Source organism: uncultured Microbacterium sp., from assembly GCF_945952435.1.
In the GTDB taxonomy this organism is placed as follows: domain Bacteria; phylum Actinomycetota; class Actinomycetes; order Actinomycetales; family Microbacteriaceae; genus Microbacterium.
Genome location: NZ_CAMFHZ010000026.1, coordinates 25,423 through 39,745 on the forward strand (window position 1 = coordinate 25,423; position 14,323 = coordinate 39,745).

The window sequence follows — 14,323 nt, forward strand, 5'->3', positions numbered from 1 at the left end:
TGGGCCGCGGACGGCGCGATGGCGCCGCGATGCCGCGGATACGTCCTGAGAACGGACGCGGCCGAGGCTCAGCTGCGGAACACCGTGTGCACGTCGCCGGTCCTCGCGCGGCCGTGGAGGGCCTCGATCTCGAAGAGCACGGAGATCCCGGCCACCGAATAGCCCAGCCGCTCGACGATCGTCCGTCCCGCGGCGAGGGTGCCGCCGGTCGCGAGCACGTCGTCGATGAGCAGCACGCGCGCCCCCGCCGGCAGATCCTCGTGCATCTCGATCGTCGCGGTTCCGTATTCGAGCGTGTACTCGACGGCGGCGGCGGGCACCGGAAGCTTGCCGGCCTTGCGGATCGGGACGAACCCCGTGTTCGCGGCGATCGCGGCCGCGCCCGCCAGGATGAACCCGCGGGCCTCGATCCCGGCGACGACGTCGAAGGATCCGAGGAACGGCTCGACCAGCGCGGCCGTCGTGGCGTGCAGAGCCTCGCGGTCCGCGAGCAGCGGCGTGATGTCGCGGAAGAGCACGCCCGGCTGCGGGTAGTCCGGGATCGAGCGGATGAGCGATTCGGCGCGGACGAGAGCGGCGGAGGAGGTCACCGAACCAGGGTACGCGGCCGAGGTCGCCGCCCGCCGCGCACCGTCGTCGCGGGTGGTCGCGCGCCGCGACCGGGGCTCCTCCGGGATCGGCTCCGGGAGAGAAGCCGTTGACACGGTGGGAGCGCTCCCATACGCTGGCCGGACGTGTGGGAGCGCTCCCACGTTCGTGTTCGTGCTCTGCGTGCCACACAGCCCTCCGCCCCTCCCCGACCATGCCGCCCGGATCTGCCGCACACCCGCGGCCGGCTCCGTCGCAGCGAGAAGGAACGCCCGCCTCATGAACGCCGAGAACTCGTCCGTCCGCCGCTTCCCCGACGGCTTCCTCTTCGGTGCGGCGACGGCGGCGTACCAGATCGAGGGGGCCGCCTTCGAGGAGGGACGCACGGCGTCGATCTGGGACGCCTTCGCCCGGGTGCCCGGCGCCGTCCACGACGGCGACACGGGCGACGTCGCGTGCGACCACTACCACCGGCACGCGGAGGACGTCCGGCTCATGCGGGAGCTCGGTCTGCAGGCCTACCGCTTCTCGACCTCGTGGGCGCGCGTCCGTCCCGACGGGGGCGCGGTCAACGCCGCGGGGCTCGCCTTCTACGACCGACTGGTCGACGAACTGCTCGCCTCCGACCCCGCGGACAGTGCGGGCGGGATCGTGCCGTGGCTCACCCTGTACCACTGGGACCTTCCGCAGGCGCTCGAGGAGAAGGGCGGGTGGGTCGCGCGCGACACCGTCGACCGGTTCGTCGACTACGCGCTGAGCGTGCACGACGTGCTCGGCGACCGCGTGCGCCACTGGACGACCCTCAACGAGCCGTGGTGCTCCTCCTTCCTCTCCTACACCGCCGGCGTGCACGCTCCCGGACGCACGCGCATCGACGACGGACTCCTCGCCGCCCACCATCTGCTGCTCGCGCACGGGCGCACGATCGAGGCGCTGCGGGAGCGCGATGCCGGGCTCGACCTCGGGATCACGCTCAACCTGACCGTCGCCGATCCGGCGGATCCGCGCGATCCCGGCGACCTCGACGCGGCGCGACGCATCGACGGCCAGTTCAACCGCTGGTTCCTGGATCCGCTCTTCCGCGGTGCCTATCCCGCCGACGTCGTCGACGACGTGCGCGGGGTGGATCCCGGGGCCGTGCGCCGCTGGGAGGAGGCGATCCTGCCGGGCGACCTCGCCGCGATCTCCGCCCCGCTCGACTGCCTGGGCATCAACTACTACCACGGCGAACTCGTCTCCGGATCCCCCCAGCCGGGAGCAGACGGCACCCCGCACGACGGCGGCGCGACAGGTCCCGACGCGCGTCGGACGCGCTCGCCGTTCCCGGCCGCCGACGACGTGCACTGGGTCGAGCGCGGCCTGCCCCGCACCGGCATGGACTGGGAGGTGCAGCCAGAGGGCCTCACCCGCGTGCTGCGCCGGGTCGCCGCCGACTACGCACCCGCGACCCCGCTCTACGTCACCGAGAACGGTGCCGCCTACGACGACGTGGTGGAGGAGGGGGCCGTGCACGACGCGGAGCGGGCGATGTTCCTGCGCGAGCACGTCGCCGCGACCCATGACGCGATCGCGGAGGGCGTCGATGTGCGCGGCTACTTCGCATGGTCGTTGCTGGACAACTACGAGTGGTCTTTCGGTTACAGCAAGCGCTTCGGGATCGTGCGGGTCGACTACGACACGCAGAAGCGGACCGTGAAGGACTCCGGGCGCGAGTACGCGCGGATCATCGCGGCCAGGACGGTGTGAGCATGGCAGGACGCGGCGCGCGGGGGCCGGATCCCGGGGAGAGCGGAGCGGACGAAAGCGGCTCTCCGAAGACCCGTCCGACGCCCGCCCGCGGCGTCCCGCGCCGGGCGGATCCGGGCTGGCGCGCGGCGGATCCCGCGTCGGGCGTCGCGACGACGCCGGGGCGCGCGAGGACGACGATCGAGCAGGTCGCGGCGGCGGCGGGAGTCTCGAGGTCCACGGTCTCCCGCGTCGCGAACGGATCCACCGCCGTGAGCCCGCAGGCGCTGCGCGCGGTCGAGGACGCGATCGCGCGGCTCGGGTACGTGCCGAACCGCGCCGCACGGTCCTTGGCGATGCGACAGACCCACGCCGTCGCGCTCATCGTGCCGGAGGACACCGCGCGCTTCTTCGGAGACCCCTACTTCGGCGCTGTCGTGGCGGGGATCAGCGAGCGGATCTCCCGTTCGGACTACCTGCTGAACCTGCTCGTGGCGAGCGACGACCCGGGCGGCCGGGTGACCGGATTCGTGCGCAACGGCGGCGTCGACGGCGCGATCATCCTCTCCCACCACACCAGCGACCGGTTCGTGGACCGCATCGCCGAGGCCGTTCCCGTCGTGTTCGGCGGCAGGCCCTCGACCGCCCGCGAGGCCGACTGGATCGTCGACGTGGACAACGTCGCGGGCGCTCGGGCCGCCACCGAACACTTGATCCGCACGGGGCGGCGGCGCATCGCCACCATCACGGGGCCGCAGAGCATGGCCGCCGCGATCGACCGGCTGACCGGCTTCCGGGGAGCGCTCGCGGCCGCGGGCCTCGCGCCCTGGGCGGAACTGCCGGGCGACTATGCCGAAGCAGACGGTGCACGCGCCGCGCAGACACTGCTCGCTCGCGCCGGATCCGGATCCGCCCTTCCCGACGCGATCTTCGCGGCGAGCGATCTCATGGCGCGCGGTGCGTTGCGCACGCTGCGGGCCGCGGGCGTGCGCGTCCCCGAGGACGTCGCGATCGTCGGGTTCGACGACTCCCCGGTCGCACTGTCGACCGACCCGACGCTGACGACGATCCGTCAGCCGATGCAGGAGCAGGGGCGGATGCTGGCCGAGGTGCTGCTGGACCTGCTCGCCGGCGCCGAACCCCCTCGTCGCACGATCCTCGGGACCGAGCTGGTGGTGCGGCAGTCGGCGTGAGCGAACCGTTCACAGGAAGAACGCGCGGGAGCGGCGCGTGCGGACGTGAACACGGCACGTTTCTCCTGCAAACGGCCGCTGCAGGGCGGGTGACCAGGCCACCGTGGCGCGGGTGACCTGGCCGGCGCGGGATGGCCCGGGTGACCTAGCGGGGGCGCCGTGGCACCGGTGATCTGGCCGGGCCGGGGCGGTCTCAGACCGGGTCGCCGCCGAGCGGGCCGACGGCCTCGATCGGCCGGGGGTCGTCCGCGCCGCTCCTGCGGAGCCGGGCGATCGCGTTGCCGCCGTGGTAGATGACGATCGCGGCGACCGTGGCGATGACGATCCCGCCGAGCACGAAGCCGGAGTCGCCGGCCGTGATCGTGAATCCGCCCACCGCGATGATGAGCGCGACGGCCGCCGTGTACTGGTTGACCGGGCGGGAGAAGTCCACGCGGTTGTCGACCCAGATCTTGATGCCGATCACGCCGATGAGACCGTAGAGCCCTGTCGTGATCCCGCCGAGCACTCCCGGCGGCACCGAGTTGATGATCGCGCCGAACTTCGGCGAGAGGCTGAGCAGGATCGCCGCGATCCCGGCCACCCAGTACGCCGCGGTCGAGTACACGCGGGTCGAGGCCATGACGCCGATGTTCTCGCCGTACGTGGTCGTGCCGGATCCGCCGAAGAGACCGGCGATCGTCGTCGAGACGCCGTCGGCGAGCAGGGCCTTGCCGGTCTGCGCGTTGATCTCGGGGTCCTCGACCATCGTGGCGACTCCGCGCACGTGTCCCACGTTCTCGGCGATGAGCACGAGCACGACGGGCAGGAACATCGCGATCCCGCTCCATACGGTGGGCGTGCCGAAGTCGGGAAGATGGAACGTGGGCAGGCCGACCCAGGCGGCCTTGCCGACGGCGTCGAAGTTCAGCTCGCCGCGGAACGCCGCGAAGACGTACCCGGCGATCACGCCGAGGAAGATCGAGATGCGCCCGAGGAATCCGCGGAACAGCACGGCGAAGACGATCGTGATCGCGAGCGTGAACGTCGCCGTCACCGGGGCCTTGGCGAAGTTCCCGTAGGCGGCGCCGGCCAGGTTGAATCCGATCAGCGCGACGATGGTCCCGGCCAGCACCGGCGGCAGGAACCGGTCGACCCAGCGAACGCCTGCGACGGTGACGACCACGCCGATGAGCGCGAGCAGCACGCCGACGGCGACGATGCCGGCGAGCGCGGCGCCGATCCCGTGATCCGCGCCCGTCGCGTGTGCGGCGGTCGCGGCCGTCACCGGCGCGATGAACGCGAACGAGGAGCCCAGGTAGCTGGGCAGCTTGTTCCGCGTGATGAGCAGGAACAGGATCGTCCCGATGCCGCTGAAGAGCAGCGTGGTGGGCACGGGGAACCCCGTGAGGATCGGCACCAGGAAGGTGGCGCCGAACATCGCCACGACGTGCTGCACCCCGATCGCGATCGTGGCGGGCCAGTTCAGGCGCTCGTCCGGGCGGACGACGGCTCCCGGCTCGACCGTGCGACCGTTGCCATGGATCTTCCACAGGGCCATGCGTGTGCTCCTCGGGATCGGGGGAAGGGCTGGGGAAACCCTATCCTGAACGTTCCCTGAGAGCATCGGCGGCATCGTGGCGGTCCGGGCGCGGCCCAGGGCGGGCCCGTCTGTTCCGTGGCGCAGGCGGATCCGTCTGGTCCGGGTTCCGGGTCGGACCCGCCGGATCCGGACCGATCGGGACGCGGATCCCGGCGACCCGGCGCGACGTCAGGCCGTCAGGCGCGCGAGCAGCTCGGCGTAGCGGGCGGCCGTCTCTGCCACGACCTCGTCGGGGAGCACGGGCGGAGTGCCCTGTCTGTCCCAGTGCGCGGAGAGCCAGTCCCGCACGATCTGCTTGTCGAAGCTCGCCATCCGCGCCTCGGGCGTCGTCCCGGTGCGCCAGGCCTCGGCGTCCCAGTAGCGGGACGAGTCGCTCGTGAGCACCTCGTCGGCGAGGCGCAGGACGCCGTCCTCGTCCACGCCGAACTCGAACTTCGTGTCGGCGAGGATGAGGCCCCGTTCCTCGACGATCGCCGCGGCACGGCGGTAGACGGCGAGCGAAAGGTCGCGGAGCTGCGCCGCCCGCTCCGCTCCGACGAGCTCCTCGACGCGTGCGAACGTGATGTTCTCGTCGTGCTCGCCCATCGGTGCCTTGTAGGCCGGCGTGAACAGCGGCTCGGGCAGGCGGTCGCCGTTCTGCAGACCGGCCGGCAGCGCGATGCCGCACACGGTCCCCGAGGCCTGATACTCGGCCCACCCGGATCCGGTCAGATAGCCCCGCACGACGCACTCGATCGGGAGCATGTCCAGGGAGCGGGCGAGCATCGAGCGGTCGGCGACCTCGGCGGGGATCTCGCCGTCGACGAGATGGTTCGCGACCGGATCCGGTCCCTCGGCGAGGCGCGCGAACCACCAGCGGCTGAGCGCGGTGAGCAGGGCGCCCTTCCGCGGGATCGCCGGTTCGAGCGAGAAGTCGTAGGCGCTGACCCGATCGCTCGCGACGACGAGGAGACGCGCATCGCCGGGATCCTCGGGGGAGTAGAGATCGCGGACCTTGCCCGAGTAGAGGTGACGCCAGCCGGGGAGGACGAGGGGTGCGGTGCTCACCGCTCCATTATCGCGGGCGTCGCGTCGAGCAGGATCCCGATGTCCGTGGTCCGGCATAGGTTGATCGCGTGATCCGGATCCGACGGTCATGCGTCTCGTCTATGCGGACCGCCCGCTCGGTGCCCGCGCGCTCGAGACCGTTCTGCGGTGAGCGGCGAGTTCCGGTCCCGATCGGATGGCCTCCGGATTCGCGCTGGCCTCCTCGGCGGCTGTCCTGTATAGTCCAATCCGGATAGTCTAAATGGACTAATCAGAATGGAGTGATGGTGAAGGACCCTTCGCTCACCCCGCTGGGGGTGATGATCCTCGCCCTGCTGCGAGAGGGGGACATGCATCCCTACGAGATCGGGCGCCTTCTGCGCGCGCGCCGGGACGATCGGATGGTCTCGATCACGAACGGCACGCTGTACCACACCATCAGCCGACTGCACGCGCAGGGGCTGCTCGACGAGGTGGGGGTGGACCGCGAGGGCAACCGCCCCGAGCGCACCACCTACACCCTGACCGGGAGCGGATTCACGGCCGTGGACGAGTGGGTCCGTCGTGAGCTCGGCAGCGTGGGCCGGCCCGCGACGTTCCGGGTCGCCCTCGCCGAGGCGCACAACCTCGAACGCGCCGAGGCGGTCGATCTGCTCCGACGGCGCAGGGGTCTGCTGCGGACGGAACTGGCCGAGTACGACGAGGGCCGGACCGACGCGGCCGTCAAGGGCGTGCCGGAGCAGTACCTGCTCGAGCTCGACCGCCAACGCGTGATCCTGCGCGCGGAGGTCGACTGGCTCGACCTCCTCCTTCCCCGACTGGGATCCCCCGACTTCCCCTGGGGACACGTCCCGGAACACCTTCTTGCCCAACGAAAGGCTCGACACCATGACTGAACCCGTCCGCGAGTCGCCCTCCCGCGACTCGCTCGGAACCTCCACCGGCGCGTACGCGACCGGACACAAGCCGAAGAGTCCGTGGCCTGCGCTCTGGGCGCTCGTCATCGGATTCTTCATGATCCTCGTGGACACCACGATCGTCTCCGTGGCGAACCCCGCGATCAAGGCGGCGCTGGATCCCACGACCAACAACCTCGACAACGTCGTGTGGGTCACCAGCGCCTACCTGCTCGCGTACGCGGTGCCGCTGCTCATCACCGGGCGTCTGGGCGACCGGTTCGGGCCGAAGAACATCTACCTGATCGGCCTGGCCATCTTCACGCTCGCGTCGCTGGGCTGCGGACTCTCCGGATCGCTGGCGACGCTGATCGCCTTCCGCGCCGTGCAGGGCCTCGGCGCCGCACTGATGACGCCGCAGACGATGGCCGTCATCACGCGCACCTTCCCCGCCGAGAACCGCGGTGCGGCGATGGGCCTCTGGGGTGCCACGGCGGGCGTCGCGACGCTCGTCGGCCCGCTCGCCGGTGGTCTGCTCGTCGACGCCTTCGGCTGGGAGTGGATCTTCTTCATCAACCTCCCCGTCGGCGTGATCGGCTTCGTGCTCGCCGTCCTGCTCGTCCCGCGTCTGAAGACACACGAGCACCGTTTCGACCTCGTCGGGGTCGTCCTCAGCGCCGTCGGCCTGTTCCTGATCGTCTTCGCGCTCCAGGAGGGGCAGCACTACGACTGGGCGGGGTGGATCTGGGCGATGATCGCCGCGGGCGTGGTCGTCATGGCGGTCTTCATCTGGCAGCAGGCGAAGACCCGGAGCGAGCCGCTCGTGCCGCTGGGCCTGTTCCGAGACCGGAACTTCTCGGTCGCGAACTTCGGGATCGCGACGGTCGGCTTCACGGTGACCTCGATGTCCCTGCCGATGATGTTCTTCTATCAGCTCGCCCGGGGTCTCACCCCTACCGAGTCCGCGTTGCTGCTCATCCCGATGGCGGTGCTGTCCGGTGTGCTCGCCCCGCTCGCCGGACGGATCCTGGATCGCGTCGATCCGCGGCTCCTGCTCGTGCCGGGCCTGGGTCTCACCGTGATCGCGCTCGTCTGGTACGCGCTGCTGATCAACCCGGATACCCCGATCGGCATGTTCCTCCTGCCGTCGGCGCTCATGGGCATCGGCCAGGCGGGCATGTGGGGTCCGCTCGCGACCACCGCGACCCGGAACCTGGAGCCCCGACAGGCCGGCGCCGGCGCGGGGATCTACAACACCACCCGGACCATCGGCTCGGTGCTGGGTTCGGCGGCGATCGCTGCCTTCATGCAGGGGCGTCTCGAGGCCAACCTCCCCGGCGCGAGCAGCCACGGCGGGGACTTCGGGACCGGGAAGCTGCCGGAGTTCGTGGTCGCGGGCTTCTCGACGGCCATGGCGCAGTCGATGATCCTGCCCGCTGCCGTGCTCCTGCTGGGCGTGCTCGGCGTCCTGTTCATGAAGCGACCGAGCCACCTCCGCGGGCGCTGACGCGGCAGTCCTCCCGGCGCGAGCGCACGCGGACGCCGGGAGGCCGCGCGTCCGGAGTTGTCCGGAATCGCGGGATCGGCCGGGCCCGGACGATCCCGCTCGATAGCGTGTGGCGTACGGCGGTGCAGGGGAGCTTCGCGGACGGCGGGGGGAGCAGTGCTGTCGTCCGCGGAGAGATGCAGGGGGGGCGGGGCATCGGGGTCCCACCCCCTTGCTGTCCCTCCCGGATCCGCGTGTCCCCCGGATCCGCGTCCGTCCGCCGCACCAGCGTCGACTCTCGCACCGAGCAGATCGCACGGAGCAGATCGCGCAGGACCGCGTCTCCCCTCGTCCCGCGGGCAGAGCGCGCTCCGTATGCCTCTTCCGGAATGCATCGCCGATCCGACATACCGGTCGGCCGGCACCGGTCCTCAGGAGCGACCGTCCCCCGCACCTTGCTGGCGCACCGTCGTCGCGCCGCGTCTCTCGAGCAGCCGGGGCACCGGGTCGCCGCCGCGCAGCAGCAACGGTGCGACGAGCCGCGCGAGCAGCAGCCCGATCGCCCCGGACAGCAGCTTGTCGACGAGTGAGATTGGCGTGAGCAGCGAGAACAGCGTCGTCCACACGTCGCCGGTGTTCGGCACCAGACCGGTGAAGGCCGCCCGTCCGGCGTCTGCGACGCCGTCGGCCAGCAGCACGTTGATCGGCACCGCGACGATGGCGCAGACGAGGGACACCACCACGTTCAACAGCAGGAACCGCGGGATCGTCGAGGCGAAGCGGCGGATCCCGTACCCCCAGAGCAGGGCTCCCGTGACGTTCACCAGGGCGAACAGCATCGACCCCGGCGTCTCGAGGAGAGCGGCGAGCACGTTCGTCGACAGACCCACCACCGCGCCATGCCACGGCCCGAGCACGAACGCGGCGGCGGCCGTCCCGATCATGTCGAGATAGAGCGGGATCTGCTGGCGGATGATGACCGCTCCGCCGAAGAGGTTCACGCCGACGCACGCCACGAGCAGCACGAGCACGAGAGCCGCGCGCAACGCGTGCGCGTGATCGGCGGACGCGACGTACTCCGCCGGTCCGACCCACGGCACCGGCGTCGGGCCGGTGGTCCGTGTCGGCGTGCGCGGCGGGGCAGAGGGGCGGGGAACCGGATGCTCCTCGCCGGGGCGAGCGTGCGCGCGAGGACCGGTGCGCCGCACGTCGAGGCATCGCTGGCGCCAGGCGTCCGCCTCGGCCTCGTCGCCGCCCAGCGCGCGCACGATCTCGCGCACCAGCTCGGGGCTGAGTCGGCGCCGCCCGGTCTGGAAGGCGTCGTAGACCGTCGACCGAGCGACCCTGGCGGCGCCGGGGCTGTGACCGTCGGCTTCCCGCTGGGTCGCGATCCGGGCCGCGATCTCCGCGAACGAGACCTCGCCCGCGTCGATGCGCAGCCGACGGAGGTCGATCACGATCGCGTCGAAACGCGACGGCGGACGTCGGGGCTCACCGGACGCCGGTTGCGGCTCGCTCACGTTCTATCCCCCCGGATCCCGTGCGACGCGCTCTGCGGATCACTCCGCGACGCGGGCGGCGATGTCGCGTCGGTGATGGGATCCGTCCAGTCGGATCCGCCCGATCGCGTCGTACGCGCGGCGGCGGGCATCGGCGAAGTCGGATCCCGTCGCGACGACGTTGAGCACCCGGCCGCCGGTGGCGATGAGCGAGCCGCCCGGTGCGTCGGGGCCGGCCGTGGCGGCGTGCACGATGCCGACGCCCTCGACGGCGGCGGCGTCGGCGAGGCCCTCGATCGGGCGGCCGGTCTGCGGCGCCTCGGGGTAGCCCTCGCTCGCGAGCACGACCGTGACCGCGACCTCGTCCGAGAACACCGGCTGCGGCTCGTCCTCGAGCGTCCCGACGGCGGCGGCGAGCAGCAGGCGGGACAGCGGCGTGCGCAGGCGCGGCAGCACGACCTGGGTCTCCGGGTCGCCGAAGCGCGCGTTGAACTCGATCACGCGCACGCCCCGCGGGGTGAGGATGAGGCCGGCGTAGAGCAGGCCGATGAACGGGGTCCCCTCGGCGTCGAGCTGCTTCACGACCGGCAGCGCGACCGTGCGCGTCACCTCGTCGACGAACGCCTCCTCGCTGCCGAAGCGCTCGGCGAGCCAGGGCAGCGGAGAATAGGCGCCCATGCCTCCCGTGTTCGGGCCCTCGTCGCCGTCGAGGGCGCGTTTGAAGTCCTGCGCGGGACTCAGCGCCCGCACGGTGTCGCCGTCGCTGAGGAAGAAGAGCGAGACCTCCTCGCCGCTGAGGAACTCCTCGACGAGCACCGGCCCTGAAGCGACGTACTGGGCCGCGTGAGCGAGCGCCGCGGCGCGGTCCTCCGTGACGATGACGCCCTTGCCCGCCGCCAGCCCGTCGGCCTTCACGACGTACGGCGCACCGAGTTCGTCGAAGGCCGCCTCGACCTCGGCGACGCTCGTGGCGCGCACGGCCCGCCCGGTGGGTACGGAGGCGGCCTCCATGATGCGCTTGGCGAAGGCCTTCGAGCCCTCCAGCTGCGCGGCGGCCCTGCCGGGGCCGAACACGGGGATCCCGTGCGCGCGGACGACATCGGCGACGCCGGCGACCAGCGGCGCCTCCGGGCCGACGACGACGAGGTCGACGCCGTGCTCGTCCGCGTACCGCGTCACCGCCGCGCCGTCCATCATGTCGACGTCGACGAGCGCGGCGTCCTGCGCGATCCCGGCGTTGCCCGGTGCGCAGAGGATCTCGTGCGGCTCCGCCTCCGCACGCAGGGCGAGGATGATCGCGTGCTCACGGGCACCGGAACCGAGGACGAGGATCTTCACCCCGCCAGCCTACCGAGCCGGTTCCCGGTGGTTTCAGACCTCAAGGGCGATCGGGCGCTCGTCGTCGCGATCCCACTTCCGTGTCCATCCCGCCGCGTCGAAGAGCCCGTCGAGCACCATCGCGGTGAAGCCCCACACGATCGTGCCGTCGACGTCGAACGCGGGGCCGCGGAACGTCATGCCGCCGCGGCGGAGCGTGGAGGTGAACCGGGTCGCGGGATCCAGCAGGGTCGCGACGGGCACGCGGAAGACGTCCACGGTCTCGGCATGATCGACCGCGACGACCCGCGAGGGGGATCGCCACCAGCCGAGGACGGGCGTCACGAGGTGACCGCTGGCCGCGAGGGGGATCTCCGGCAGCGTCGCGAGGATCTCCACGCCGGCCGGATCCAGCCCCGTCTCCTCCTGCGCCTCGCGCAGGGCGGTCGCGGCGGCGTCGCGGTCGGCGTGCTCCCGGCGCCCGCCGGGGAACGAGACCTGGCCGGGGTGCGAGGAGAGCGTCGCGGCGCGGCGCTGCAGCAGGACGTCGAGATCGGCGGGGACGGAGACGGCGTCCGCCTCGGCGTCGATGCTGTCGAGCCGTCCGAACAGCACGAGCACCGAGGCCGCGTGCGCACCGCCTTCGACGCGGGGGAACCGGTCGATCGGGATCCCCCCGCGCGCGGCGGCGATCAGATCCGCGCGCGCATCGGAGCGGGCCGATGCGGCCGAGGTCTGCGCGGAGGAGGTCATCCCTGCGAGCCTATGCCCGCCCACGGGAAAGGGGGCGGAGAGCGGCGGCCCGGCGTCGGAGGGCGCCGATCCCGGGTGGGCCTTCGCCGTGTCCGGATGCCTAGGGTGGAGCCATGGTCACCAGGATCGACACCGCCGCGGGGCGCGCGGCACTCGACGCGAGCCGGTCGGCGCTCGCGGCGGGCGAGAGGCCGGCGCGAACCGATTACGCGACCGCGGTGCGCTATCTCCTGCAGCTGCTGGACGAGAAGGCACCCGGCAACAGCGTGGAGGTGCGCGTCCCCCCGTTCGGCGCCGTGCAGGTCGTCCAGGGTCCGCGGCACACCCGCGGCACCCCTCCGAACGTCGTCGAGCTCGATGCGGCGACCTGGATCGCCGTCGCGACCGGATCCGAGACCTGGGCGGCGGCGCTCGCGGCGGGGCGGATCCAGGCGTCGGGCACACGGGCCGATCTCACCGAGCTGCTTCCGTTGCGTCCCTGAGCGCGTGCCGGTCCGAGCGGTCGAGCGGGCGGCATGATCCGGCCGGCGGCTCGCGGACCGGGCACGCGATCCTGGTCGCCAGGAAAACCATCCCGGATCCGCGCACAGGGGCGCGTGGGAGAATGGATCCATGAGCACGCCGCAACCGCACCAGACCTCGCAGACCGTCGAGGCCCGCGTGCACCGTTCGCCGCGCTGGGGCGTCTTCCTCGGCATCGGGGTCGGCGTCGGCGTCGTGCTCGCCTTCCTGCTGACGGTCGGCGGGAACTTCGAGGCCTCCGCGGTAACGCAGGTCTCCTATCCGTTCGGTCAGGTCTTCGGCTTCCTGCTGCTGGGAACGGTGCCCTTCGGCCTTGCCGTCTTCGGCGTGATCGCCCTCGTGCTGGAGCGCCGGTCCCGGCGCACGGAGCGCGTGGTGCGCGTCGATCGCGAGCACGTCGGCGGCTCGGCCGACGCCGTCGGCGAGTAGTCCGACGTCCGCGTGCCCGCCCGCCGGGGCGGATCCCGGGCACGGTGTCGGTCACTCTCGACGCGCGGGCGTCCGCACAGCCGGGCGCCGGTAAACTCGACGAGTGTCCTCCCGCACCTATGCTGAAGCCGGCGTCGATACGGCAGCCGGCGATCGCGCCGTCGAACTCATGAAATCCGCCGTCCGTGCCACGCACGGACCCGAGGTGCTCGGCGGGGTCGGCGGATTCGCCGGGCTCTTCGACGCCTCCGCCCTGCTCGGCTATCGTCGTCCGCTGCTCGCGTCGAGCACCGACGGCGTCGGCACGAAGGTCGCGATCGCGCAGGCCATCGACAAGCACGACACGATCGGGCACGACCTGGTCGGCATGGTCGTCGACGACATCGTCGTGGTCGGCGCGAAGCCCCTGTTCATGACCGACTACATCGCCTGCGGCAAGGTTGTCCCCGAGCGCATCGCCGATATCGTGCGCGGCATCGCCGAGGCCTGCGAGCTCACCGGCACCGCCCTCGTCGGCGGGGAGACGGCCGAGCACCCCGGTCTGCTCGGCGTCGACGACTACGACGTCGCGGGCGCGGCCACCGGCATCGTCGAGGCGGACCGGATCCTCGGATCCGAGCGCGTGCAGGACGGCGACGTCGTGCTCGCCCTCGCCTCCAGCGGGCTGCACTCCAACGGCTACTCGCTCGTGCGCCACATCCTCGCGAAGGCCGGGATCGGCTACGGCGACCGCGCGGCCGACCTCGGGACGACCTGGGGAGAGGCGCTGCTCACGCCCACCCGCCTCTACACGACCCCGTTGCTCGCACTGACCGACCGTTTCGACGGCGCCGTGCACTCCCTCAGCCACGTCACCGGCGGCGGAATCGCGGCGAACCTCGCCCGGGTGCTGCCGCGGGGATCCTGGGCCGAGATCGACCGCTCCACCTGGTCGCCCGCCCCGGTGTTCCGCGTGCTGAGCGACCTGGCCGGCACCACGCTGGAGTCCAGCGAGGGCACCTGGAACCTCGGCATCGGCTTCCTCGCGGTCGTCGACGCCGCGGCGGCCCCGGCGATCGCCGCAGCGCTCACGGAGGGCGGCATCGACACCTGGCAGGTCGGCACGGTGCGGCTCGACGCCGCGGCCGCACGGCCGGCCGGCGATTTCGAACAGGGCGCCAAGGGCGTCGACGGCGGTGCCGTGCGCCTGGTCGGCGCCTACGCGGACGGAGCGAACTGACACCCATGTGCGGCATCGTCGGAATGGTCGGGCAGGCCCCGGTCAACCAGGACATCTACGACGCGCTCCTGCTGCTGCAGCACCGCGG

Annotated in this window: 13 protein-coding genes; 7 read left to right on the forward strand and 6 right to left on the reverse strand. The window is 72.0% G+C overall.

Annotated elements, in window-relative coordinates:
* Nucleotides 1-68: 68 nt before the first annotated feature.
* Nucleotides 69-590, reverse strand: a complete 522-nt coding sequence (locus Q0P88_RS12900; protein ID WP_295014769.1) for an adenine phosphoribosyltransferase — start codon at nt 588-590, stop codon at nt 69-71.
* Nucleotides 591-867: 277 nt separating this feature from the next.
* Here Q0P88_RS12900 and Q0P88_RS12905 point away from each other — a divergent pair, with 277 nt between their 5' ends.
* Nucleotides 868-2,334, forward strand: a complete 1,467-nt coding sequence (locus Q0P88_RS12905; RefSeq protein WP_295014770.1) for a glycoside hydrolase family 1 protein — start codon at nt 868-870, stop codon at nt 2,332-2,334.
* 2 nt (nt 2,335-2,336) lie between these two features.
* Nucleotides 2,337-3,506, forward strand: a complete 1,170-nt coding sequence (locus tag Q0P88_RS12910; protein WP_295014771.1) for a LacI family DNA-binding transcriptional regulator — start codon at nt 2,337-2,339, stop codon at nt 3,504-3,506.
* A 193-nt stretch (nt 3,507-3,699) separates the two neighbouring features.
* Here the strand turns inward: Q0P88_RS12910 and Q0P88_RS12915 are convergent, their stop codons facing one another.
* Complete coding sequence (locus tag Q0P88_RS12915) at nt 3,700-5,046, reverse strand: uracil-xanthine permease family protein (protein WP_295014772.1); 1,347 nt, start codon at nt 5,044-5,046, stop codon at nt 3,700-3,702.
* Between the two features lie 210 nt (nt 5,047-5,256).
* Nucleotides 5,257-6,192 carry a phosphoribosylaminoimidazolesuccinocarboxamide synthase gene (locus Q0P88_RS12920; protein ID WP_295014783.1) on the reverse strand — a complete coding sequence of 312 codons (936 nt, stop codon included), beginning with the start codon at nt 6,190-6,192 and terminating at the stop codon, nt 5,257-5,259.
* Nucleotides 6,193-6,398: 206 nt separating this feature from the next.
* On the opposite strand from Q0P88_RS12920, the gene Q0P88_RS12925 reads away from it, so the two are divergent.
* Nucleotides 6,399-7,010, forward strand: a complete 612-nt coding sequence (locus tag Q0P88_RS12925; RefSeq protein WP_295014773.1) for a PadR family transcriptional regulator — start codon at nt 6,399-6,401, stop codon at nt 7,008-7,010.
* A 118-nt stretch (nt 7,011-7,128) separates the two neighbouring features.
* Nucleotides 7,129-8,517, forward strand: a complete 1,389-nt coding sequence (locus Q0P88_RS12930; protein ID WP_295014784.1) for a DHA2 family efflux MFS transporter permease subunit — start codon at nt 7,129-7,131, stop codon at nt 8,515-8,517.
* Nucleotides 8,518-8,927: 410 nt separating this feature from the next.
* Here the strand turns inward: Q0P88_RS12930 and Q0P88_RS12935 are convergent, their stop codons facing one another.
* The 3 genes from Q0P88_RS12935 to Q0P88_RS12945 are packed head-to-tail and all read right to left on the reverse strand — an operon-like array spanning nt 8,928 to nt 12,065.
* Nucleotides 8,928-10,016, reverse strand: coding sequence for a hypothetical protein (locus Q0P88_RS12935; RefSeq protein ID WP_295014774.1), 1,089 nt, complete (start codon nt 10,014-10,016; stop codon nt 8,928-8,930).
* A 39-nt stretch (nt 10,017-10,055) separates the two neighbouring features.
* Complete coding sequence (gene purD / locus Q0P88_RS12940) at nt 10,056-11,333, reverse strand: phosphoribosylamine--glycine ligase (RefSeq protein WP_295014775.1); 1,278 nt, start codon at nt 11,331-11,333, stop codon at nt 10,056-10,058.
* Between the two features lie 33 nt (nt 11,334-11,366).
* On the reverse strand, nt 11,367-12,065 hold the full coding sequence (locus Q0P88_RS12945; protein WP_295014776.1) for a CoA pyrophosphatase: 699 nt from the start codon (nt 12,063-12,065) through the stop codon (nt 11,367-11,369).
* A 113-nt stretch (nt 12,066-12,178) separates the two neighbouring features.
* Here Q0P88_RS12945 and Q0P88_RS12950 point away from each other — a divergent pair, with 113 nt between their 5' ends.
* The 3 genes from Q0P88_RS12950 (at nt 12,179) to purM (ending at nt 14,235) form a co-directional block, all read left to right on the forward strand.
* Nucleotides 12,179-12,547, forward strand: a complete 369-nt coding sequence (locus Q0P88_RS12950) for a sterol carrier family protein (RefSeq protein WP_295014777.1) — start codon at nt 12,179-12,181, stop codon at nt 12,545-12,547.
* Between the two features lie 130 nt (nt 12,548-12,677).
* A complete protein-coding gene (locus Q0P88_RS12955; RefSeq protein ID WP_295014778.1) occupies nt 12,678-13,016 on the forward strand; it encodes a potassium transporter Trk in 339 nt (112 codons plus the stop codon).
* Nucleotides 13,017-13,119: 103 nt separating this feature from the next.
* Entirely contained in the window at nt 13,120-14,235 is a 1,116-nt protein-coding gene (gene purM, locus Q0P88_RS12960) for a phosphoribosylformylglycinamidine cyclo-ligase (RefSeq protein ID WP_295014779.1), read from the forward strand.
* The last annotated feature ends 88 nt before the right edge of the window (nt 14,236-14,323 follow it).